This window comes from Flavobacterium sediminilitoris, from assembly GCF_023008245.1.
GTDB classification, from domain to species: domain Bacteria; phylum Bacteroidota; class Bacteroidia; order Flavobacteriales; family Flavobacteriaceae; genus Flavobacterium; species Flavobacterium sediminilitoris.
The window spans coordinates 3423230-3448146 of sequence record NZ_CP090145.1; the positions used below are offsets into that span (position 1 = coordinate 3423230).

A 24917-nucleotide genomic window follows, 5' to 3' on the forward strand; every position below is an offset into this window, starting at 1 on the left:
GAGTTTCTGTTTTACTGTCAAAAACAGTAAAAATTGAAGAATTAAAAAGGTTAAGTGGTAATTCCTAACCTTTGTTAATTAAAAAGATTTTTTAGAATTCTAATTCTAAATAAAGGCTACTAGCAAGGTTCGTTTCAGTAACACTTTCCCCTTTTAATACTGTATTAGTAGAGTTTAAAAGTTGAAGATTTATTTTCCAATAACCAGTCATAGTTAACGATAATTTTCCATGATACAATGCGTCAGTTCCTTGAGTTAGATTGAGATTATTGGGTGAACCATGATTTCCCATACTAGGCATTCTTGGGTCTATTTTTATTGTATAATCATCTACAATTGGAAAATTCATCATGCTTTCCATTTTAAATAATCCGAAAGTAGCATCATTAATAGCAACTTTAGGTAGTTTTGGATCAATCAGTGCAATAATATAACGTGTCCCATCAGCACCCATAAAAGAAGTTACTCTTTGTTTAGTAGAAGCGGGTACATCAATTAATGCAGTTACAATGTAGTTAATTCCATCTATCGAATAATCGATTTTTAAATCCCAATATTCAGCACTATTCTGAGCCATTTGAAAAACAATATATCCATTATATAGAGTTTCTTTGGAAGCTGTTTTAACAATTCCTGATTTCGGACACGAATGCATCATCGATGTCATATGCATTACAGGACTCCAACTAAGGGTTGCATTTTTTTCATATGATCCAGTCGTTTTATTTTTTATACGAAGTGAAATCGCATTATAACCTTGTTCTAATGCTCCATTGGCATTATATAACTCAATAACATGTGTATCATTTGTTATTTCTTGAATTTTATTTAGACCACTTAATTCAGTTACAGTTGTCGCTGTAATATTTTCATCATCAGACGAGCAAGAAATTATAGTTACAAATACAAAAAGCAATGCATATTTTAGATTTTTCATCTTTAATTTTAATTTATTTTTAGACATAAGAAGTTAGTATCAGTTATAAAATAACCAATAGATTGATAAAAATATCAATGTTGTTTTTTATAGTCTATACTAAAATTGGAGGATGAAATATTGAAGTAATATTTATTCGAAAGTATATGCAATTATATTGATTTAATACCTTTTTATTAAGCTGTCTTATAGTTCTCAAACCATTTTGAATGCTATTTTGAAAAAACAATATTTCTAATGATAAGGTTGTATACTTTTTTTTATTGGAATCAGTCGTATCTTTTTTAGCTTCATTAGCCAATTCACTTTTAAGGTGACATTTACCATTACATCCTAATTCTGGCGTACTCGTATTTTCACATAATTCAGTTGCTATAAAATCATAATTAATAATATAATCTAAAATTGGAAAACCAGGTTTAAACAATATTATAACCATTAATATGTATGCGATTTTTTTCAACTTATAAAATTTAATTCCACAAAACTAATAGCGAAAAATGAATTTCAATATGATTACAATCATAAATATAAAAGTAAATCATCCTGAAATTTGTAGTATAAATTAAAAAATGAATTTATGACTAAACTAACTTTATTATTAGCGGTTTTTGCTTTGACAATTTCATGTGGAAAAAGTAAAAAAGAAGAGGGTGAAGATTTCATGCCTTCTTCAACAACAGAACAAACAACGGAACAAACAACAGATGCATCTTCTTATGATCCTAAAAGAGGGGAAGGAAAATATGAAAATGTAGATTTAGGTGCTTCCTTAGATAAGGAACTAGCTGCAGCGGGTGAAAATGTTGCAGGAGTTAAATGTACTTCATGTCATAAAATGACAGACGAACGTTTAGTAGGACCAGGATGGAAAGGTGTAACAGAACGTAGAACACCAGAATGGATATTAAACTTCATTACTAATCCGGATCCAATGATTGATAAAGATCCAGAACTACAAGCGCAATTAGAATTGTGTTTAGTACGTATGCCTAATCAATCCATAAACGATGACGAAGCAAGACAGATTCTTGAGTATATGCGTAAAAATGATGGCGTAAATTAAAACTAATTTTAACATGAAAAATAGATTTTTAAAAACAAGTTTTATTGCTGTTCTTATTGCTTCTTTCTTTGGTTCTTGTAAACCAAAAAACACAAACGATGCTGTAAGTGGTGATGCTGCTCAAAAAGCCTATGTTGCCCCTGGTAAATATGACGAGTTTTACAACTTTGTTTCGGGTGGTTTTAGTGGACAAATGAGTGTTTATGGATTGCCAAGTGGTAGAATGTTAAAAGTAATACCTGTATTTTCTGTTGATCCAGAAAGTGGTTGGGGATTTAGTGAAGAAACAAAACCAATGTTAAACACTTCACATGGTTTTATTCCTTGGGATGATGCCCATCATCCAGAAATGTCTCAAACCAATGGTGAAGTAGACGGTCGTTGGGTATTCATTAACGGAAACAATACCCCACGTATTGCCCGTATAGATTTAAAACGTTTTAAAACAGCTGAAATTATTGAGTTACCTAATAGTGCAGGGAATCACTCCTCTCCTTTCATTACAGAAAATACGGAGTATGTGGTTGCTGGAACACGTTTTGGAGTACCAGGAGATTATGAAGATGGAAATGTGCCTATTAACACTTATAAAGAGAATTACAAAGCACATATCAGTTTTGTAAAAGTAGGTGCTGCAGGTGAAATGGATATCGCGTTTCAATTACGTTTACCTGCTGTAAATTTTGATTTAAGTCATGCTGGTAAAGGTAAATCACATGGTTGGTTCTTCTTTTCTTGTTATAATTCAGAACAAGCTAACACGCTTTTAGAAGTTAATGCTTCGCAAAAAGATAAAGATTTTATCATGGCAGTAAACTGGAAGAAAGCAGAAGAATATATCAAGGCTGGAAAAGGCAAAAGAGAAAAAGCAAGATATGCTCATAATTATTGGGATGAAAAAACGCATACAGCAATTTCTGAAATTAAAGAAGATGTATTAGTGTTGGATGCAATGGCATTAAAAGACATTTGTTACATGATTCCTTGCCCAAAATCGCCTCATGGTTGTGATGTTGATCCTTCTGGAGAATACATTGTAGGTTCTGGAAAACTAGCGGCTTTAATACCTGTATTTAGTTATACAAAAATGTTAGCTGCTATTGACAAAAAAACATATGAAGGAGACTATAATGGTATTCCTGTTCTTAAATATGATGCGGTACTTCATGGTGAAGTTCAAAAACCAGGTTTAGGGCCTTTACATACAGAATTTGATGGAAAAGGAAATGCCTATTCGACAATGTTTGTTTCCTCTGAAATTGTGAAATGGGATATTGAAACACTAAAAGTATTAGATAGAGTACCTACTTATTACTCTGTTGGTCACTTAATGATTCCAGGTGGTGATAGTAAAAAACCTTTTGGTAAATATATGGTAGCTTATAATAAAATTACGAAAGACAGATATTTACCTACTGGACCAGAATTAACACAATCTGCACAGTTATATGATATTACTGGAGATAAAATGCAGCTAATATTAGATTTTCCAACCATTGGAGAACCTCATTATGCACAAGCAGCACCCGCAGATTTAATTCGTAATAATGGACAATACAAATTCTATAAAATAGAAGAAAACAACCATCCCTATGCTACAAAAGGTGAAAAGGAATCAAAAGTAGTTCGTGATGGTAATACGGTTCATGTTTACATGACAAGCACACGATCTCATTTTGCTCCAGATAATATTGAAGGCATAAAAGTTGGTGATGAAGTCTATTTTCATGTTACTAATTTAGAACAAGATTGGGATGTACCTCATGGATTCTCTATAAAAGGAGCTAAAACAGCTGAATTGTTAATCATGCCAGGTGAAACAAGCACTTTAAAATGGATTCCAGAACAAGTTGGAACAGTACCATTCTATTGTACCGATTTTTGTAGTGCGCTACACCAAGAAATGCAAGGTTATGTTAGAGTTTCTCCTAAAGGAAGTACAACTCCAATTACTTATAGTGTTGGTACAAACTTTCCAGCAACTAAATAAAATAAATTTAAAAATAAAGGGAACAGTGTGTTCATTGTTCCCTTTTTAAATATAGTAATTATGAATACCTCTAAAATAACAGTCTTCTCAAGAATAATCCTTGTACTAATAAGCGGATTATTCATTTTCTCTCTTTCTTTTCCAATGTGGCAAATAGAATTAGAAGCTCCACAATATCCTGAAGGCCTAATTTTAAAATTACATGCAGACAAAATTGGAGGTGATGTTGAAATTATAAATGGATTAAACCATTATATAGGGATGAAAACATTGCACACAGAAGACTTTATTGAGTTTAAGATACTTCCATATATCATGCTGTTTTTTGGCTTTATGTCTTTACTAATGGTATTTGTGGCAAAGAGAAAAGGTGTCTTACTATTGTTTGTTACATTTATTCTTTTCGGAATTTTAGCAGGAGTCGATTTCTATAGATGGAATTATGAATATGGACACAATTTAGATCCTAGTGCAGCAATTATAGTTCCAGGAATGGCTTATCAACCACCACTTATTGGATACAAACAATTATTGAATTTTGGAGCCTACTCTATTCCAGATATTGGAGGATGGATATTAATAACAGCTGGATTATTATTAGGCTTTATTTTAGTGAAAGAGTTTAACTTATTGAAAAGGTTTAAAAAAAATAAGATTGCTCTAGTACTAGTAAGTATGGGATTTATGTCTTCTTGTGGAAGCACTGAACCAGAATCAATTAAATTAAATGTAGACCAATGTAGTTTTTGTAAAATGAGTATCTCAGATGGTCGATTTGGTGCTGAAATTATAACTAAAAAAGGTAGAGTCTATAAATTTGATGATGTTGCTTGTTTGTCTAATTATGTACATGAAAATACTGTTGATGCAGAAAAATTTTACGTACATGATTATGCTACAGAAAACACATTAATTCCAGCAGAAACAGCCTATTACATTAATGGTACACAAATTTCAAGCCCAATGAGAGGAAACACAGCTGCTTTTGCTTCAGAAAAAATAGCAACCGATTATATGAATAAACTAGATTCAAAATCTATAACTTGGAATGATGTTCTAAATCCGTAAAATATTTTTCAATGAAAAATAAAATACACTTACTTCTTATACTCTTTTTATCAATTTCAGTACATTCTCAAATTATTGAAGTCGGACCCAAAAAAGAGATAAAAAGTATTAAAAAAGCAATAGCTTTAGCAAAAGCTGGCGATACTATTCTAGTACATAAAGGAACTTATAGAGAAGGAAATATAATAATTGATAAAAAAATTATACTTCTAGGTAAAGATTATCCAGTACTAGATGGTGAAAAAAAACATGAAATACTTTCTATTAAAACAGATAGTATAATTATAAAAGGTTTAAAATTCATCAGGTCGTCTTATGCTTCAATGGAAGATCCTGCGGCTATAAAAGTATATAGTAGTAATTTTATAACTATTGAAAATAATATTTTAGATGATAATTTTTTTGGGATATACATTCAAAACGGAACAAATTGTCTTATAAAAAATAATAAAATTAGAGCTTACGGTAAAGAAGAGCAAAAATTAGGAAACGGAATTCACTGTTGGAAAAGCAATGACATTCAAATAATTGCAAACAATATTCAAGGTCATAGAGATGGTATTTATTTTGAATTTGTATTTGATTCCGTTATTTGGAGAAATATCAGCCAGAATAATATTCGTTATGGTTTGCATTTTATGTTTTCGCATAACGATTCCTATATAACCAACACATTTAGAAATAACGGTGCAGGAGTTGCAGTAATGTATAGCAAAGAAGTTAAAATGATGAACAATTTATTCGATCAAAATTGGGGTCAATCCGCTTATGCTTTGTTATTAAAAGAAATAAATGATAGCTATATTTTAGGAAATAAATTTACTAAAAATACAGTTGCTGTACACATGGAAGGTTCTAACCGAATTAAATTTGAAAAGAACTTATTTCAAGAAAACGGTTGGGCAATGAAAGTTCAAGCAAGTTGTGGTGATAATGAAATTACCAGAAATAATTTTGTAGGAAACACTTTTGATATGGGTACTAATGGTAGTCTTGTTCTCAATTCTTTTAATGAAAATTATTGGGACAAATACGAAGGCTATGATTTAGATAAAAACGGAATTGGAGATGTACCTTATCATCCGTTAAGTTTATTTGCAGTTCTCTCCGAAAATACTCCTTCAACCATGTTGTTGTATCGAAGTTTTATGATTACTCTTTTAGACAAATCAGAAAAAATTTTACCAAGTATAACTCCTGATAATTTTATTGATAATAAGCCTCTGATGAAAATGATTCCAGGTTGAAAAGTTGTTAATTCATGGGGTTAAAATTTTAAGAGATTTATCGTAATCTTACTTTCAACAACACGAAACCCACAACGCATTATGAATTGAAAGTCAATAAGTTCAATCAAAAACCTGTAACTTAAAACCTTTAACTCGAAACTGGAATAATGATAGAAATAAAAAATATAAACAAGAAATTTGGTAAACTAGAAGTATTAAAAAACATTAACCTTTCTTTTAAACAAGGGGAATGTATTGCACTTATAGGACCAAATGGATGTGGAAAAACAACTTTAATAAAGTCTATTCTTGGTATGGTTTTACCAGATAATGGAGCAATTGAGTTTAACGAAAAATCCATAAAAAAAGAATTTCAATATCGAGATAAAATAGGATATATGCCACAAATAGGACGTTATCCAGATACGATGACAATAGGTCAAATCATTGAAATGATTAAAACCATTAGAAACTCAAATGCAATTTTAGATGAAGAATTAATTCAGGCATTTGAACTGGAAAAAATGTTCGACAAACAAATGCGAACGCTTTCTGGTGGAACTACTCAAAAAGTGAGTGCTACTTTAGCTTTCTTGTTTAATCCAGATGTACTTATTTTAGACGAACCAACAGCGGGTTTAGATCCTTTAGCTTCAGAAATTTTAAAAGAAAAAATAATTAAGGAAAAGGAAAAAGGAAAATTAATAGTAATTACTTCACACTTATTAAGCGAATTAGACGATTTAATTACCGAAATAATATTTATGCAAGATGGAGAAGTATATTTCCATAAAAAGATTGCTTCACTTTTAGAAGAGACTAATGAAACTAAAATCTCTAAAGCCATTGCACAAATTTTAAAGCAAAATAAAAAATGAACAGAATTATAAAAATCATACTTTCTGATATTCTAAAAAACAAAATTGTATTGGCATACACTTTAATTTTAGCCATACTATCTTGGGGATCCTTTAGTTTAGAAGATAACTCGTCCAAAGGAATTTTAACTATTTTAAATGTAATATTATTTACAGTTCCTTTAGTTTCTATACTATTTGCAACCATTTATTTATATAATAGTTCAGAATTTATTGAACTTTTACTGAGTCAACCCATAAAAAGAGTAAAAATTTGGATGAGTTTATTTATTGGACTTTCCTCATCTATGGTTATTTCTTTTTTTGTAGGAGCAGGAATTCCGTTACTAATATTTGCACCAACTGCTATAGGTTTAATGATGGTTTTAGTAGGAAGTTTAATATCAATTGTCTTTGTAGCGTTAGCTTTTTTAAGTTCTATTATAACGCGTGATAAGGCAAAAGGAATTGGTATCTCCATTATGACTTGGCTTTATTTTGCCTTGCTTTTTGATGGAATAGTTTTATTCTTATTATTTCAATTTTCAGAGTATCCAATTGAAAATGCTATGGTTGGTATTACTGCATTTAGTCCAATAGATTTGGCACGCATTCAAATATTATTACAATTAGACGTGTCTGCAATGATGGGTTATACTGGAGCAATTTTTAAAGATTTCTTTGGTACTTCACTCGGATTATTTCTATCCTTTTTGTTACTTTGCATGTGGGCTATAATTCCTTACTTTATATCCCTTTGGAAATTTAAAAATAAAGATTTATAATATTTCATTATGAAATCGCCATGATTCTATAACACGAACACTAATAAAGATTTTCATGGTGATACATATTTCCAAAATTTAAATATTATCTATATATGAAAAATGATATTCAAAACAGAAACGACATAATTCTCTTGGTAAATACTTTTTACGATACTGTAATTGCTGATGACGTTATTGGTTATTTGTTTACTGATGTAGCTAAAGTAAATTGGAATTTGCACCTACCTAAAATGTATGATTTTTGGGAAAACATATTATTTAGTACAGGAAATTTTGAAGGAAATCCAATGATAAAACACAAGGAATTAAATCAAAAAAGCAAATTAAGTGAAGATCATTTCAATCATTGGAATAAATTATTTAATGCTACGGTTGATACACTTTTTAAAGGAGAAAAAGCAGATGAAATTAAAAATCGTGCTATGAACATTTCGCAAATGATGATGCAAAAAGCGGTAGATTAATTTTTTATAAATCCACCTTTGTTTTCTGTTCGCTTTAAAGAATGAGAAACTACTAAAAGGGAAACATCTATCATGTTTTCTAATTCGTATATTTCCTTAGTAACTTTATGATTTAATTTTAAACTATCAATTGCTTTTTTCCATAAATTCAACTGGTTTTTAGTTATTTCTAAATCAAGGTTATTTCTAACAATACCCACATTTTTTTGCATCATAATTTGCAATTCTTTTCTCGTTGAAACAATCCAATTTTTATTAAAATATTGTTTATTTTGATCTTTCTCTATTGAATAAACTTCAATTGAATTTGTAATGGTGTTTTCTTTTAAATAATTAAAAATTCTATCCGAGTACACTATTGCTTCTAGTAATGAATTAGATGCTAATCTATTAGCACCATGTAAACCTGTTTGTGAACATTCACCACAAGCAAATAAATTTTCAACAGAAGTTTTACCATTTGTGTCTACTACTACTCCACCACAAACATAATGTTGAGCAGGAATAACTGGAATCCAATCATTTTCAATAACAATTCCAATAGATTTACAACGATCATAAATCATTGGAAAATGCTTTTTGAACTCTATTATATCTAAATGGGTACAATCTAAATACACACATTCATTACCCGATTTTTTTAATTCTTTCTCAATACATTGCGATACAATATCACGTGATGCTAATTCACCACGTTTATCACAATCTAACATAAATCGATGTCCGTCTTTATTACGCAAATAAGCTCCAAAACCTCTAACTGCCTCCGAAATTAAAAAAGTAGAACTTAAATCGTTACTGAATAAAGCTGTTGGATGAAATTGAATAAATTCCATATCTTTTATTGAAGCATTTGCTCTATTTGCCATTGCAATTCCATCTCCAGTAGCAATTACTGGATTAGTTGTATGTCCGTAAACCTGACCAATTCCTCCTGTTGCTAATAAAGTAAAATCAGCTTGAAAAGAGAGTAACTCATTTGTTTTTTCATCTAAAACCCTTGCCCCAAAACAAATATTGTCTTTAACAATTAAATCTGTACCAAAATGATAATCAAATATTTCTATATTTTTTTGAAGATGCGCTTTTGCTAAAATAGCACGTTCAATTTCATAACCCGTTTGGTCTTTATGATGCATTACACGATTGCTTGTATGTCCGCCTTCCCTACCCAAATCAAAAGACCCTTCTCTGTTTCTATCAAATTGCGTTCCCCAATCTATTAATTCTTGCACACGTTTTGGACCTTCAGTTACTACAATTTTTACAACTTCTTCATTACATAAACCATCTCCACAAATTAAAGTATCTTCAATATGTTTTTGAAAATTATCTTCAATTTGATTCATAACAACTGCAATGCCACCTTGTGCATATTTTGTATTCGATTCTTCTTCGTTGGCTTTCGTAACTATTGTAACCTTCTTATTTGGAAAATGTTCTGCAATTTTAATTGCAAAAGTTAATCCAGCAACGCCAGAACCTAGAACTAAATAATTGGTTTTTCTCATATTTACGATAATTCGAGCATTCGATTAATTGGTAATAGTGCTTTTTCTTGAATTTCTAATGGTACTTTAATTTCAGGAGATTCATTCAATAAACAATCATAGACCTTTTGTAAGGTGTTCATTTTCATAAAAGCGCATTCACTGCAAGCACAAGTATTATCTTCGTGTGAAGGAGCAGGAATAAGTATTTTATGCGGTACTTGCTGTTGCATTTTATATAGAATTCCAGCTTCGGTGGCAACAATAAACTTATTTGAAGAAGATTCTTTTACATAATTTATCATTCCAGCGGTTGAACCAATGTATTTTGCAGTTCTTAAAATATGTGTTTCCGATTCTGGATGTGCTATAATTTCAGCATCTGGATGTAGTTTGCATAAATCTAACAGCTTTTCTATTGAAAAAGCTTCGTGCACAATACAAGAACCATCCCACAACACCATTTCTCTTCCTGTTTGTTCCATAATGTACTTACCTAAGTTTTTATCGGGTGCAAATATTATTAGTGTTTCTTTAGGAACTGAATTCACAATTTTTAACGCATTGGAAGACGTACAAACAATATCTGACAGTGCTTTAATTTCAGCCGAACAATTCACATAGGTTATTACAATATGATTAGGATGTTCTTCTTTAAATGTCTTGAATAAATCAGGCGGACAAGAATCGGCTAACGAGCAACCTGCTTTTAAATCAGGTAGAATAACTTTTTTATTCGGATTCAAAATTTTAGCTGTCTCAGCCATAAAATGAACTCCTGCAAACAAAATAATGTCAGCATCAACATTTACTGCTTCTTGAGATAAACCTAAACTATCACCTACATAATCAGCAATTTCTTGTATAGCCTCTTCCTGGTAATAATGCGCTAAAATTACCGCGTTTTTCTCCTTTTTTAATTGAAGAATCTTTTCTTTTAATATATCCGTATTCATTTTCTTCTTGTATTAAAAATTTAATGCCAATCTAATAATCGTTGTTCCCCTTCTATTCTTTTAATATCGGTAATATCTTGCGACATTTCAATTACACCTCTGTATTTTTTATCGTTATCTCTAACCGCAAAATAGCGTATGTAAATCAATCGTTCCTTATAATTTATCCAAAACGAAGCTTCATTTTTATTTCCTTTTTTAAATTCTTCTAAAATTTTTAAAACCGTATCTACACTTTTTGGTGGATGACAAAATTTTACTTCTCTACCAATAATTCCAGCACTTCTTGGAAAAACTCTTTCTTCTCCACGATTATAAAAAATTACCTTATCATTCTCATCTACATAAGTAATATCTAAAGGCATGGTTCTAAAAAGCAAATTAACTTGCTCCACTGTCATGTATCCTTCATCAAAATGAGAAGCCTCTTTCGAAGTAAAATCCAAATTCCGTTCAGTTAAATCTTCTGAAGGATGTATGTATTGATTTTCTGGATAATTTGGAGGAGTTTCTTTTAGCATCCAACCAATCTCTTCTTCTCCTTTTCGCATTGTAATCCAATCTTCTTCTTTTAAAAGGTTTAACGCCATTGGAAATAACATTGTTTCTTCTATTTCCATTAATCGATAAATACCATTTAAAAGATATTCTAAATTTATTTTTAATTTTTCAAAGTTTTTTGTTACTACATAACCTCTTAATAATCGAAATTGCTCTCTTAAAGTATCATGAAAAGACCACATTCCTTTAGATGGACCATTCCAATTGTATTTTTCTAAAAAAGGAAATAGTTGATTCTCTTTTCGAACAAAACGTTTTTCAATTGTTTCTAATTGATTAAAAACATTAAAGAACTTTTGAAAATCATCTTCAGGATCTGATTCTACTAGTTCATTTATTAAATCATTTATTAAATCATTCTCTTGAAAATAAATACTAACTGGATGTCCTTTTTCTAAAGTAGAAATTATTTTTTCTTCCATTTATTTGTCTTTTTTAATACATCATTTTTCTTCTGCAAAATAAAAGTGAATATTTAGTTCTGGTTATGACTTCAATCATAAAAACTAATATGCTTTTGATTGTAATATTGTTACAGATTATAATTTAAAAATCAAGTTACAAAAACGAATAAAACATAGAAATTATGAATATATTAGAAAAACAAACCATCGGAGAATATGTTGCAAACGATTTTAGAACAGCTTCTGTATTTTCTAAATATGGCATTGATTTTTGCTGTAAAGGCAATAGAACTATTGAAGAAGCTTGTAGTAAAAAAGGATTGGATGCTGAACTAATTCAAAAAGAAATTGACAAAATAGTAAAATCCAAAAATAGTAATCACACAGACTTTCAATCTTGGCCAATCGATTTCCTAATTGATTATATTAAAAAAAATCACCACCGTTATATTGAAGAAAAAACACCTACTCTATTAGCTTATTTAGATAAACTATGTAAGGTTCATGGAAGCGCACATCCAGAATTATTGTTGATCAATGAATTATTCAAAAGTAGCGCAGGTGAATTGGCACAACACATGAAAAAAGAAGAATTAATTTTGTTTCCATTCATCGAGAAAATGTCGAATGCAATTCGTGGTAATTTTAGTTTAGAACCTCCTCATTTTGGAAAAGTAGAAAACCCAATCGCTATGATGAAAGATGAACATGAAAATGAAGGTGATCGCTTTGTTAGAATTTCTGAATTGACTAATAATTATACACCTCCAACAGATGCTTGTAATACCTATAAAGTTACGTTTTTAATGTTACAAGAATTCGAACAAGATTTACACAAACATATTCATTTAGAAAATAACATTCTATTTATTAAAGCAATTGAAATGGAAAAAAAGCTTTTCGCTTCATAAAATAGAACAAAAAAAATCTAAAGAAATATATAAATGGAAATATATGTTATTAAAAGAAACGGCGATTATAAACTTTATGAAAGTTATAAAATAAAAGATGCAATCGAGAAGAGCTTTAATAGTGTAACTGTTCCGTATGATGAAAGTATTTATAAAACAGTACTAAACCAAATTGAACAAAAAGAAGTTTGGGCGGTTGAAGATATTCAAGATTGCATTGAAAAAACGCTGTTTGAAAAAGGATATTTTGATGTAATGCGTTCTTTTATGTTATTTCGTCATACTCGAAAACTACAAAGAGAACATGTAGATGGTTTAAACGATGACACTACTTATGTAGATAGCACACAAACTATTGAAGAATACATTTTTCAAACTGATTGGCGCATAAATGCAAATGCAAATACTTCCTATTCAAATGCAGGATTAGTAAACAATACTGCGGGTAAAATAATAGCTAATTATTGGTTAGACAAAGTTTATACTAAAGAAGAAGGCTACGCACATAGAAACGGAGATATTCACATTCATGATTTAGATTGTCTAACTGGTTATTGTGCAGGTTGGAGTTTGAGAGTGCTATTAAATGAAGGTTTTAATGGCGTTAGAGGTCGTGTAGAAAGCAAGCCTCCTTCTCATTTTAGAGAAGCACTCGGACAAATGGCTAACTTCTTGGGAATATTACAAAGTGAATGGGCAGGCGCACAAGCTTTCAGCTCATTTGACACCTATTTGGCTCCTTATGTTTTCAAAGATAATTTATCTTTTGATGAAGTTTTAAAAGCAGTTAGAAGTTTCGTTTATAATTTAAATGTTCCAGCTCGTTGGGGACAATCTCCTTTTACGAATATTACCTTAGATTGGGTAGTTCCCTCTGACTTGAAAGAACAAGTTCCAACTAAAAATGACATTCATCTATTTAGAGGAATTAACAAACAAGTTTTATTAGAAAAAGCAAAAGAAAGAGGCGTTTCTAACTTAGAAGAAATGCGTTACGAACATTTTCAAAAAGAAATGAACCTCATCAATAAAGCTTATTATACGGTTATGACCGAAGGCGATGCAAATGGGCAACCGTTTACTTTTCCTATTCCAACAGTAAATATCACAGAAGATTTTGATTGGGATGGAGAGAACACTGAAATCCTTTTCGAGAATACTGCTAAAATTGGTTCATCTTATTTTCAAAACTTCATAGGAAGTCAATACATTTTAAATGAAAATGGAGAAAAGATTGAAAACGAAAGTGCTTATAAACCAAATGCTGTGCGAAGTATGTGCTGTCGTTTGCAACTCGATTTACGTGAATTATTAAAACGTGGAAACGGTCTTTTTGGAAGTGCCGAAATGACAGGAAGTATTGGTGTAGTTACTATTAATATGGCTAGACTTGGTTATCTGTACAAAAACAATAAAGAAGACTTATATCAACAATTAGATAAATTATTAGAAATTGCTAAATCTACTTTAGAGAAAAAACGTGTCTTTATTCAAGATATGTACGAAAGAGGTTTGTTTCCTTATACCAAACGTTATTTACCCCACTTTAGAAACCATTTTTCTACAATTGGAGTAAATGGAATGAACGAAATGGTTTTAAATTTTACCGATGGTATGTACGATTTAACTTCTGGTTATGGCAATGATTTTTGTTTAGACGTTTTAGATTATATCCGAAACAGAATGAAAGAATACCAAAAAGAAACAGGTAATTTGTATAATTTGGAAGCAACACCTGCCGAAGGAACTACCTATCGATTTGCAAAAGAAGATAAAAAACGTTTTCCTGAAATTTTACAAGCAGGAATGGAAGACAATATTTATTATACGAATAGTTCACAAATACCTGTCGATTTTACTCAAGACCCATTTGAAGCTTTACTAATGCAAGATGAGTTGCAATGTAAATACACTGGAGGAACCGTACTGCATTTATACATGAATGAACGAATAAGCTCTTCAGAAGCTTGTAAAAACTTTGTAAAAACAGTAATAACAAACTTCAAATTACCTTATATAACAGTCACACCTGTATTTAGTGTTTGTCCAACTCATGGTTATTTAAATGGCGAACACGAATATTGTCCGAAATGCGATGAAATTTTAATTGAGAACCTTAATAACACAACTTATGAACACAAAAACTAACGAAGTACTAGAACAAAATCAACATTTAAGAACAAAATGCTTGGTTTATACTAGAGTAATGGGATATCACAGACCTGTAGAGAGTTTCAATATTGGAAAAAAAGGCGAGCACAAACAACGTGTTCATTTTAAAGAAAATGCGTGTTAGCAAAATCCATTTCAAATATAACACCTTTTACTCTTTTAGACTATCCACATAAATCAGCTTGTATATTGTGGTATGCAGGCTGTAATATGAGATGTTTGTATTGTTACAATCCTGAAATAGTTTTAGGTAAAGGAACTATTTCTTTTACAGAAGTAATTTCATTTTTAAAAACAAGAATCGGATTGCTAAATGCTGTTGTTTTTAGTGGTGGAGAATGTCTTATTCATAAAAATATACTAGAACATATTGAACTAGTTAAAAAAATGGGTTTTCTTGTCAAAATAGACACAAATGGAAGTAGTCCAAAGGTTTTAAAGAAACTATTAGACGCTAGTGTAATAGATTATGTAGCCTTAGATTATAAAGCCTTACCCAATAAATTCAAAACAATTACAAAATCTAACTTGTTTGTCGAATTTGAAGCGTCATTTGAACTCTTAAAAGCTTCTAAAATTCCATACGAAATACGAACAACTTACCATTCTGAACTTTGTACCAATGCTGATTTAATTGAAATGCAAAATTATCTTAATAACAAAGGATATACAGGTAATTTCTATGTCCAAAATTTTAGTAACGGAAGCGAAACACTTTCTCCTTTACCTAGATCAGTCAACTTAAAAAAGAAAGATTCAGCTTCTATTAAAAATTCAAAAATTATAATTAGATAAAAAATACCGAAAACAATGTTTCGGTATTTTTTTATGCACTTTTATTTCCTTTTGGTAAATAATACAACCAACTAAACCCTATTAAAAACAACACTAGTGATGCTATAAAGGCAGGTATTAATATTTCCCTATTATCATCTAAAGCATTGTTTAATGCTGTATAAAGCAGCCAAATTTGCAAAGTAACATTCAGTATTAATATAAATATTAATGTTGATAATATGGTATTCAACTTATTTGGATTCGCTTTGTTCTGACTTGTTCTGAAATTACTCATAGTTTTACTTTTTAAATTAGCTTATCGCTTCTTGGAATGATTTTACAAAAACACCCGTTTCTTTAAAAAATACTTCTAATCTTGGTAAAGCTCTTGGCGGTGGGCCTTGTAGAACTTCTCCTGTCATAGCATCAAAATAACCTTTATGACAAGGACATTCAATTTTTCCAGAACCAGGTTCATAAAACACAGAACAAGATAAATGTGTACATTTTTGTTCGTACGCTCTAAATTCGCCATTTTCTAAATGAATAAGAATATAGGGAACTGTGCTTCCTTCAATAACAAAACCTCTAGTTCCTCCAACAGGTATTTCCTCTTTTTCACATACATAATGTTCCCCTGCTACTTTTTCTTTAGGGTCTAAATAGGCTTTTGCAGCTACTAAACCACTTCCAACCATTAAACCACCAGATACTAATGTTAAAAATTTAGCAAAATCACGACGGCTAACTTGTGTTGCATCTTGTTTATGAATAGGAAAATCTTTTTTCCAATTTTCATTATTATTTTTATCAGGCATAACTTAAGTTTAATATATTATTAATTCATTACTACCTTTCGGCATCATGATATTTACTTTTGTATTGACAACTTCTTTTCCAAAAACAAAAGTGTTTACTGGAGAACTGTTAGGACGCATTTCTTGAATTTCTTCTCTTGTACCATAAAATAAAGCACCACTTGGACAAACGGTTGCACACATTGGTTTTTTACCAACGCTTGTTCTATCGTAACACATAGTACACTTCATCATTAAGTCATATTCTTCTACTTTTTTTGGTACTCCAAACGGACAAGCAATTACACAGTTGGAACAACCAATACATCTTTCTGTATTTGCAGTATGTACAATTCCGAATTCATCTTTAGAAATAGCATCCGCAGGACAAACACTTGCACAAACAGGATCATCGCAATGCATACAAACTTGTACTGTTGTTTGAATCGTTTCAGAACGTTCCACATAATTGACATGAATCATAGAATCTTGTCCATTTGTTTCACATTCCGCACAAGCCATTTCACAAGCTTTACAACCAATGCAACGTTGCATATCTACAAAAAATTCTTCATTTTTATTAAAATTGGTATAATTCATATTTTAATTTTTTATAGATTAAATACTAGCGTATGCTTTCGTTTCACTTGATGGTTTTGCTTGTTGTCTTAAAGGTTCTAGTTTACAAGCAGAGACTTTAAATTCTGGAATTTTTGAAATAGGATCCAAAGTTCCAGGTGTTAATAAATTAGCCGATTTTAATCCAGACCAATGGTAAGGAATAAATACCGTGTCTTTACGAATAGTTTCTACAATATTTGCAGGAAATATAGCTTCACCTCTTCGAGTACTTACTTTAATTAATTCATTTTGTTGAATACCATATTTTGCAGCCAATTCTGGATGAATTTCTAATAATGGTTCTGGATATTGGTCAACTAATTTTCCAATTCTACGTGTCTGTGTTCCACTTAAATATTGTGAAACTACACGACCAGTTGTTAATGTTACTGGATAATTTTCATCTGTAACTTCACCTGGTAATTTATAAGGAGCTGGGTTAAAGTGTGCTTTACCATCTGGTGTTTTAAACTTTTTATCTTCCCAAAGTCTTGGAGTTCCTGGATGATCTTCCGTAGGACATGGCCAAAACATTCCCATATTATCTTCAATTCTTTTATACGTAATTCCGTTATAATCGGCAGTACCTCCTTTAGAAGCAACTCTTAATTCATTAAAAATAGCTTCATTATCATCATAAGTAAACTTATCTTTTACACCTAATCTTTCTGCTAATTCTAATAGAATAGAAGTATCTGTTCTTGCATCTCCTGGTGGAGTTACTGCTTGACGAATTCTAATTACTCTACCTTCGGCAGAAGTTGTTGTTCCTTCTTCTTCTTCCTGTAATGAACCTGCTAAAACAATGTCAGCATGACGAGCCGTTTCGTTTAAGAAAAAGTCGATACATACATAATATTCTAATTTTTCTAAAGCTTCACGAACGTAATTACTATTTGGTAAAGAAACCAATGGGTTAAAACATAAAGAAATTAAACCTTTTATTTCACCTCTATGAATGGCTTCAATAATTTCATAAGCAGATAATCCTTTTCCAGGCAAATCTTTTTCATCTATACCCCAAACTTCAGAAATATATTTTCTGTGTTCTGGGTTTTCAATATCTCTATTTCCAGGTAATTGATCACATTTGTGTCCGTGTTCTCTACCACCTTGACCATTTCCTTGACCAGTAATGGTTCCATAACCACAATAAGGTCTTCCAATTCTACCAGTTGCTAATACTAAATTGATACAACCTAAAACATTATCAACTCCTTTAGAATGATGTTCAATTCCTCTTGCATGTAATAAGAAACTTGTTTTGGCTTTACCCCAAAGTTCAGCAGCTTCTTTAATTTTTTCTTTTTTAATTCCTGTTACTTCTTCTGCCCATTCTAATGTATACTCTTTTACAGCATCGATAGTCATATCAAATCCTGAAGTATAATTATCAATAAAATCATGATCTAACATATCGTTATCAACCAAATATTTTAACATTGCCCCATATAAAGCTGAATCTGTTCCAGGTTTTACATTTAAATGCACATCAGCAGTTCTTGCTAACGGAATAACACGAGGATCAACAACAATAAGTTTTGCACCTCTATCACGTGCTTTCCATATCCAATGTGTTAATGTTGGGAAAGTTTCACTAATATTCGCTCCAGCGACAATAATAACTTCAGCATATTCTAAATCTGCATACGTATTAGAAGCTCGGTCTAAACCAAAAGCTTTTTTGTTTCCAGCACCAGCACTTACCATACACAAACGACCGTTATAATCTAGATTTTTTGTTTTAAGTGCTATACGAGCAAATTTACCAACCAAATAACTTTTTTCATTAGTTAAAGAAACTCCAGATAACATAGAAAAAGCATCATTTCCGTATTTTTCTTGAATACGTTTAATTTCTGAAACCGTTTTATCCATAGCTTCATTCCAAGAAATTGGTTCAAAACCTTTACCTTCTACTCGTTTTATAGGACTTAAAAGTCTGTCTGGATGATTATTTTGTAAGTAGCGTTGCACACCTTTTGGACACAATCTTCCTTCGTTAAAAGGAAATTCCATCCATGGTTCAAAACCTACTACTTTATTGGTTTTTACTAATAATTTTATTCCGCATTGCATACCACAAAAGCAACAATGCGTTTCAACCACTTTATCTGGTTCGTCCCTTCCTTCATATCCATCTTTTGGTGAATAATTTAAATGAGGTCCAAATTCTTCTATAATTTTTTCTGCTGAAACAGGTAATTTTGCCATGTCTTTATATTTTCTGTTCTTGTTTTTTTAAGTGTTCTGATTAAATCTCAACTGTAAACTATATTCACAAACTGTGTCTGAACACTAAAAACTGAACACTGATTACTTATAAACTATCCAAATAATTTTCCACCCTCTTGTCTAGCTTTCAAATGTGCTTGAGCTAAACGCGATCTTTTTCCTTCTGGGCTTAAATCTAAATGTGAACTCCCATCTTCTCTATCGAAATTGAAACCTAATTCTTTTGTAACAATTTTTAAGTCATTAACATGAAGATTTGTTGTAAACTCTTTACCAGTATGTTCACAAATTGCCATTCCTTGCTTCATTCCTTCTTTCTTGTAAATATGAGCACCAATTTGTGCTGGTCTTTGAATAATATGAAAGAATTTTCCAAACGGAATCCAAATAAGAAACATAATTACGGTAACCGCATGCGTAACTGCAAGAAAATCAAAGGCAAAACCTTTCATAAATTGGTATGAATAGGTTAATCCCAAACCTGTTACTGAGATTGCAATTAATAAAATTAAAGGAAGTAAATCTCCTTCAAAAGTTTGTGTTGCAATTAAACCAGGGTTTGTAAGACGTCTTCTCAAATAATAAAGAGAACCTAAAATTACCAACCAAGAAGACCAATTTAAAGCATGGAATGTTAAAAACGCAATAACTGAACCCAACTTAAATGACATTATGTGGAAACCAAAAAAATGAGCTTCATAAATATCAATTCCTCCTGGAGCCAACGTAAAATGAATCCATCCAAAAGTCAAAGGAATTGTAATTAAAAAAGCAGAAGTACAACCAACAGCTATCATAAAATGGGCAATCCAACGGTACTTTCCTCTAGGATAAATAAATTTTTGGAAAGCAATATTTTCAATCGATTCTTTAGAAACAAACCAAAGATGAGAAAACACTTTTCCTGTTACTAAGTAACTAACTCCTCTTTTAAAATATATCCATGTTGGAGGACGTTGTAACCAAACAGAATAGCGATATACAATACCAAAAAAAGCAAATAGTGTCCCAAATAAATAGGTAATTAATGCAGCATCGAAGTTTTGTAAATTTCTAGATCCGAAAAACACCAAAGAAATCATAAAAACAGATAAAGCTGTAGCTATGAGCAATGCTTTTGTATTAAATGTTTTGTTCTTCATTTGTATACTATAATTTGTTTTAGTGAGATAAAATTCATCTTCAAAAAAGACAAATTTTACCATCATTTAAATATAATAAAAATTTATAACTTATTCTTTCACAAACACTTCTGTTATGAAAAGAATTATTATAATTATTTATGGATTATCCACTTCTCTTTTAGGTCCTTGATAATACCACCAGTTCAGAATTAAGCAAATTAAATAATAAACTGCAAAACCATATAACGCATATTCAGGCGTTCCAGCAGTTACTTGTTGTCCAAATACATTAGGAATAATAAATGCTCCATAAGCAGCAATTGCAGCTGTCCAGCCTAATACAGGACCTGCTTTTTCTTTACTAAAAATATAAGGAATACTTCTAAAAGTAGATCCGTTTCCAATACCAGTTGTTAAGAATAAAACCATAAATGCACCGAAAAATGGCCACCAATATGATTCTGGAGTTTCAGAACCTCTTGCTTGTACAACATAATAAGCAACTGTTAATGCAGCTATAATTTGAAAAATAGTACTCCACATTGTAATTTTTGCTCCACTATTCACTTTATCAGAAAGAATTCCTCCAATTGGTCTAACTAAAGCGCCAAAGAGTGGTCCTAAGAATGCCCAAAGCATAATGTTAGGAGCATTAGGGTTTACCCATTCTGGATCAACTGGATTTGAATACACAAATATATCTTGCGCTAATTTTGGAAATACCATTGAAAACCCAATAAATGAACCGAAAGTCATGGTATAAATAATTGTCATTATCCAATTGTGTTTGTCACCCAATATTGAAAATTGTTTATTAAGATTCTCTTTTATATCAGCAGGAGTTCCATATTTCATTAATAAAACAGTAAGAACAATTACTATGGGAAGTACTATCCACATTGCAGAATCTTTCATTCCAAATGATTCCCAAGGAATTCCAACTAACATAAAAGCACCAATACCAGCTGCTATTAAACCTAACATTATCATATATAATGTTTTTGAAATTCCTTTTGCAGTATTTGGCATACTTGGAGTTCCTGTAGATACATTATTCATTCCGAAAAATGCAGCTAAAGAAGCTAATATAATAAGCGGAACCCAAATCCATGCTGCATTTTGCATCCCTTCAAAAGGAGCTCCTTTCGCTGTTGCAATTGCACCAGCTGTTCCACCAAATAAAGAGAATGTTACAATAAACGGAATTGTTTTTTGCATCACTGCAACTCCCAAGTTACCTAGTCCTGCATTCATACCTAATGCATATCCTTGTGCTTTTTTAGGGAAAAAGAATGAGATATTACTCATTGAAGAAGAGAAATTACCACCACCAAGTCCAGATAATAAGGCCATAATAGCAAAGAATAAATATGGTGAATTTACATCAGACAAGGCTATTCCTGTTCCTACTGCTGGAATAAGTAATAATGCGGTTGTTATAAAAACTACATTTCTACCACCACCTAATGAAATCAAAAAAGAGTTAGGTAATCGCAAAGTTGCTCCTGCTAAACCTGCAATTGCTGGTAACGTATAGTAAAGATTATTTACTTCTTTTAATGCATTTACATAGGCTTCAGTTCCTACCACAAGTCCATCGGTCATTCCGAAATTGAAGCCAAATTCTTTCATGTACTTAATAAGTACGCCCCACATAATCCATACAGAGAATGCAAGTAATAATGCAGGAATAGAAGTCCATAGATTTTTATCGGCTATCTTTTTCCCTGTAGACTTCCAAAAGCCTTCGTCATCTACGTTCCAATCTTTAATATTTACTGACATAAAATTATTATTAAATTTATAACTAATTAGGTAGCATTAATTGTACTATTATTTTTGTTCGATTTGCGTTGTAAATTCAGGGTTGTTTTTACGAATTGCTTTAATAATGGTTTTATGCATCCATATTAAACAGATTGTTGATACTGCAAAAATGAAGAACCAAGAACTTGTCCAGAATCCTGTGGAAGTTAACAAGTAACCAAAAACAATTGGTCCGAAAAATCCACCAAGTCCACCTATAAGTCCGACCATTCCTCCAACAACACCAATTTCATTTGGAAAATATTCAGGAATATGTTTGTAAACAGCAGCTTTACCAATTCCCCAACATACACCAATAAGGACAACTAAAACCAAATACACCCACATGTTTGCTTCAAATTGAATATGAGTAACACCTTTTGCTAATAATTCTTTCTTTTTAACTGTTTGGTTTTCTGCAACAATTACTTCTTGCCAAGATGATTTTACAGGAAAAATTGGTTTATTTGTTATTTGTTTTTCTGTTTTTGGAGTAATAACATATTCTTTATCATTAACCATTAATTTCTCTGAAGAAACATTGGTAACAATACCATTATTTCCTGCTAAAACTCCAGGACCAGCAGTAAAAACTTCCATTTTAGGAAACATTAATAAGAAGCTGATAACCATTGAAGTTCCTAAAACCCAATACATTACTTTTCTTGCCCCAAACTTATCTGATAAATAGCCTCCAAATGCTCTAATAATACCCGATGGTAAACTGAATAAGGTTGCAAATACACCTCCCATAACTAAAGTTGTATGGTAAACGTTCATGAAGTTTGGTAATAACCATTGAGAGTAAGCTACAAAACATCCAAAAACGAGGAAGTAGTACATTCCAAATCTCCAAACTCTCATCGATTTTAGAGGCTGTAAAAGGGTTTTGATATTTTTTGTTTCTCCTTGAACAATTTTTTCTTTTGTCAAGAAAACAAATAAAAAGCCTATAACTACAAGTACAATACCGTAAGTAATTGGTAAAAGTTTCCAACCATTTTCTGGGTCACTTTCTGAAAAATAATTTAATAAAGAAGGAGCTAAAAAAGTAGTTAATGCTGCACCTGCATTTCCCATTCCAAAAATACCTAAAGCTCTTCCTTGCCATTCTTTTGGGTACCAAATAGAAGTATATCCAATTCCAACAGCAAAACTAGCTCCAACAACTCCAAATAGTAAACTTAAAATGGCAAATCCCCAAAATGAATCTGCAAATGGAATTAAAAATAAAGGAATGGCACATAAAAATAATAACCATGTAAATACTTTTTTACCACCATATTTATCAGTTAAAATACCTATTGGTAATCTTGTTAATGCTCCAGATAAAATAGGAATTCCCATTAACCAACCTGCTTCAATAACAGTCCAATTGAAAATTCCTTTGTCTATTAAATAGGTTACTAAAACACCGTTTAGTGTCCAACAAGCAAAACACATTGTAAACGCGAGAGTGTTTATAAATAATATCTTGTGTGATTGTGATAAATTACTCATACCATTACCCTTAAATAATTAACTTTGTGTAAAATTAGTACTCTAGAGCTGCAAATTTTATGACAATTATCAGTAAATGTTAATTTTTTCTTAACCTCCTATTTTTATCATGCTTCTGTTTTTAGAAAAAAGCTTCGGGTTTTGAAATTCAGTATCATTTTCCATTCCACCTCTTACTAGAAATTTAGATTTAATATTTTCTTCTATAATAGGAAGTATGCTTTCTCCATTTCGTAAAGCATCTAAAAGAGAATTTTCAGTATTGGAAAACAAACAGTTTTTTAATTTTCCATCCGCAGTTAAGCGAATTCTATTACAAGTGCTACAAAACGGATTAGAAACAGAGCTAATTACGGAAAAACTTCCTTTAAAGGACTCTATTTTATGATTTCGAGCTGTGTCATTTATTTTATCATTTATTCGGAGAATAGTTTTCTCTTCAAAATGATTATCTACTTTTTCTAAAATTTCTGCATAAGTTACCAATTTCGATTTGTCCCATTGGTTTCCGTTAAAAGGCATAAATTCTATAAAACGAATTTGGATATTTAAGGCTTTGGTAAGGTTTATAAAGTCAATAATTTCACAATCATTAAAACCTTTTATTAAAACAACATTTAGTTTTACTATGAAATTATTTTCTAAAAGCAATTTGATATTTTTCCAAAGTACCTCAAAATGATCGCGTCTGGTAATTTGCTTGTATTTTTCTTTTTGTAAAGTATCTAAACTTATGTTTAAAGATGTAATTCCTGCTTCTTTAAACGTATCTATATATTCATGAACTAAAAGTCCGTTAGTAGTAATATTTAAATCAATATTTAATTTTCCAAGACGTTCAATAATATCTCGAGCATCTTTTCTAACTAATGGTTCTCCTCCAGTTAAACGAATTTTTTTTACACCAAGTGACACAAATGTTGTGGCAATAGTTTCAATTTCATCAGCCGTCATTATATGTGCTTTTGGAGTTAAGTTTATTCCTTCAGCAGGCATACAATAAGTACAACGAAGGTTACAATTTTCAGTAATTGAAATTCGCAAATAATCATGCACTCGACCTTGTAAATCTTCTATTTTCATGTATGTTTTTTTTTAATGGTCACATGGAATCGCTTATATTAATTATTTTTTATGATATGCAATCAAGGTAATTTCAACATA

The 24917-nt window shown here is 31.0% G+C and carries 24 protein-coding genes; 11 read left to right on the forward strand and 13 right to left on the reverse strand.

Annotated elements, in window-relative coordinates:
- Positions 1-91: 91 nt before the first annotated feature.
- Both LXD69_RS15740 and LXD69_RS15745 read right to left on the reverse strand, forming a co-directional pair.
- Positions 92-937 carry a hypothetical protein gene (locus LXD69_RS15740; RefSeq protein ID WP_246916080.1) on the reverse strand — a complete coding sequence of 282 codons (846 nt, stop codon included), beginning with the start codon at positions 935-937 and terminating at the stop codon, positions 92-94.
- Positions 938-1031: 94 nt separating this feature from the next.
- Positions 1032-1400, reverse strand: coding sequence for a hypothetical protein (locus tag LXD69_RS15745; RefSeq protein ID WP_246916081.1), 369 nt, complete (start codon positions 1398-1400; stop codon positions 1032-1034).
- 117 nt (positions 1401-1517) lie between these two features.
- On the opposite strand from LXD69_RS15745, the gene LXD69_RS15750 reads away from it, so the two are divergent.
- The 7 genes from LXD69_RS15750 to LXD69_RS15780 all read left to right on the forward strand — a co-directional run bounded on the left by LXD69_RS15750 (position 1518) and on the right by LXD69_RS15780 (position 8399).
- A complete protein-coding gene (locus tag LXD69_RS15750) occupies positions 1518-2003 on the forward strand; it encodes a c-type cytochrome (protein WP_045971583.1) in 486 nt (161 codons plus the stop codon).
- A gap of 13 nt (positions 2004-2016) precedes the next feature.
- The gene (gene nosZ, locus LXD69_RS15755; RefSeq protein WP_246916082.1) at positions 2017-3993 is read left to right on the forward strand and encodes a Sec-dependent nitrous-oxide reductase; all 1977 of its coding nucleotides are present in this window, start codon (positions 2017-2019) and stop codon (positions 3991-3993) included.
- A gap of 60 nt (positions 3994-4053) precedes the next feature.
- Entirely contained in the window at positions 4054-5061 is a 1008-nt protein-coding gene (locus LXD69_RS15760) for a nitrous oxide reductase accessory protein NosL (protein WP_246916083.1), read from the forward strand.
- 11 nt (positions 5062-5072) lie between these two features.
- Entirely contained in the window at positions 5073-6308 is a 1236-nt protein-coding gene (gene nosD, locus LXD69_RS15765) for a nitrous oxide reductase family maturation protein NosD (protein WP_246916084.1), read from the forward strand.
- A gap of 149 nt (positions 6309-6457) precedes the next feature.
- Complete coding sequence (locus tag LXD69_RS15770) at positions 6458-7168, forward strand: ABC transporter ATP-binding protein (RefSeq protein ID WP_246916085.1); 711 nt, start codon at positions 6458-6460, stop codon at positions 7166-7168.
- The gene (locus LXD69_RS15775) at positions 7165-7932 is read left to right on the forward strand and encodes an ABC transporter permease (protein WP_246916086.1); all 768 of its coding nucleotides are present in this window, start codon (positions 7165-7167) and stop codon (positions 7930-7932) included. The genes LXD69_RS15770 and LXD69_RS15775 overlap by 4 nt, the downstream gene beginning before the upstream one ends.
- Before the next feature lie 95 nt (positions 7933-8027).
- The gene (locus tag LXD69_RS15780) at positions 8028-8399 is read left to right on the forward strand and encodes a group III truncated hemoglobin (RefSeq protein WP_246916087.1); all 372 of its coding nucleotides are present in this window, start codon (positions 8028-8030) and stop codon (positions 8397-8399) included.
- Here LXD69_RS15780 and nadB read toward each other — a convergent pair.
- The 3 genes from nadB to LXD69_RS15795 are packed head-to-tail and all read right to left on the reverse strand — an operon-like array spanning position 8396 to position 11816.
- Positions 8396-9910 carry an L-aspartate oxidase gene (gene nadB, locus LXD69_RS15785; protein WP_246916088.1) on the reverse strand — a complete coding sequence of 505 codons (1515 nt, stop codon included), beginning with the start codon at positions 9908-9910 and terminating at the stop codon, positions 8396-8398. The genes LXD69_RS15780 and nadB overlap by 4 nt on opposite strands.
- Before the next feature lie 2 nt (positions 9911-9912).
- The gene (gene nadA, locus LXD69_RS15790; protein ID WP_045971599.1) at positions 9913-10845 is read right to left on the reverse strand and encodes a quinolinate synthase NadA; all 933 of its coding nucleotides are present in this window, start codon (positions 10843-10845) and stop codon (positions 9913-9915) included.
- Between the two features lie 20 nt (positions 10846-10865).
- Positions 10866-11816, reverse strand: coding sequence for a DUF438 domain-containing protein (locus tag LXD69_RS15795; protein WP_246918901.1), 951 nt, complete (start codon positions 11814-11816; stop codon positions 10866-10868).
- Between the two features lie 176 nt (positions 11817-11992).
- On the opposite strand from LXD69_RS15795, the gene ric reads away from it, so the two are divergent.
- From ric to LXD69_RS15810, 4 genes are read left to right on the forward strand one after another with little or no spacing between them, the layout of a single operon-like run.
- The gene (gene ric / locus LXD69_RS15800) at positions 11993-12721 is read left to right on the forward strand and encodes an iron-sulfur cluster repair di-iron protein (RefSeq protein ID WP_045971601.1); all 729 of its coding nucleotides are present in this window, start codon (positions 11993-11995) and stop codon (positions 12719-12721) included.
- Positions 12722-12754: 33 nt separating this feature from the next.
- Entirely contained in the window at positions 12755-14869 is a 2115-nt protein-coding gene (locus tag LXD69_RS15805; RefSeq protein ID WP_262916261.1) for a ribonucleoside triphosphate reductase, read from the forward strand.
- Positions 14853-15017, forward strand: coding sequence for an anaerobic ribonucleoside-triphosphate reductase (gene nrdD / locus LXD69_RS18030; RefSeq protein ID WP_152640771.1), 165 nt, complete (start codon positions 14853-14855; stop codon positions 15015-15017). The genes LXD69_RS15805 and nrdD overlap by 17 nt, the downstream gene beginning before the upstream one ends.
- Positions 15011-15688, forward strand: a complete 678-nt coding sequence (locus tag LXD69_RS15810) for an anaerobic ribonucleoside-triphosphate reductase activating protein (protein ID WP_246916089.1) — start codon at positions 15011-15013, stop codon at positions 15686-15688. The genes nrdD and LXD69_RS15810 overlap by 7 nt, the downstream gene beginning before the upstream one ends.
- A gap of 31 nt (positions 15689-15719) precedes the next feature.
- On the opposite strand, the gene LXD69_RS15815 is transcribed toward LXD69_RS15810, so the two are convergent.
- The 8 genes from LXD69_RS15815 to moaA form a co-directional block, all read right to left on the reverse strand.
- Positions 15720-15965, reverse strand: coding sequence for a DUF6755 family protein (locus LXD69_RS15815; protein ID WP_246916090.1), 246 nt, complete (start codon positions 15963-15965; stop codon positions 15720-15722).
- 16 nt (positions 15966-15981) lie between these two features.
- Positions 15982-16488 carry a Rieske (2Fe-2S) protein gene (locus LXD69_RS15820; protein WP_246916091.1) on the reverse strand — a complete coding sequence of 169 codons (507 nt, stop codon included), beginning with the start codon at positions 16486-16488 and terminating at the stop codon, positions 15982-15984.
- 9 nt (positions 16489-16497) lie between these two features.
- Positions 16498-17067 (reverse strand): 4Fe-4S dicluster domain-containing protein, encoded by a 570-nt coding sequence (locus LXD69_RS15825; protein ID WP_045971610.1) that lies wholly within the window; start codon positions 17065-17067, stop codon positions 16498-16500.
- Between the two features lie 18 nt (positions 17068-17085).
- Positions 17086-19302, reverse strand: a complete 2217-nt coding sequence (locus LXD69_RS15830) for a molybdopterin oxidoreductase family protein (RefSeq protein WP_246916092.1) — start codon at positions 19300-19302, stop codon at positions 17086-17088.
- 113 nt (positions 19303-19415) lie between these two features.
- Complete coding sequence (locus tag LXD69_RS15835; RefSeq protein WP_246916093.1) at positions 19416-20465, reverse strand: MFS transporter; 1050 nt, start codon at positions 20463-20465, stop codon at positions 19416-19418.
- A 138-nt stretch (positions 20466-20603) separates the two neighbouring features.
- Positions 20604-22232, reverse strand: a complete 1629-nt coding sequence (locus tag LXD69_RS15840) for an MFS transporter (protein ID WP_045971614.1) — start codon at positions 22230-22232, stop codon at positions 20604-20606.
- Positions 22233-22280: 48 nt separating this feature from the next.
- The gene (locus LXD69_RS15845) at positions 22281-23753 is read right to left on the reverse strand and encodes an MFS transporter (RefSeq protein WP_045971616.1); all 1473 of its coding nucleotides are present in this window, start codon (positions 23751-23753) and stop codon (positions 22281-22283) included.
- 90 nt (positions 23754-23843) lie between these two features.
- The gene (gene moaA, locus LXD69_RS15850) at positions 23844-24836 is read right to left on the reverse strand and encodes a GTP 3',8-cyclase MoaA (protein WP_246916094.1); all 993 of its coding nucleotides are present in this window, start codon (positions 24834-24836) and stop codon (positions 23844-23846) included.
- Positions 24837-24917: the final 81 nt, after the last annotated feature.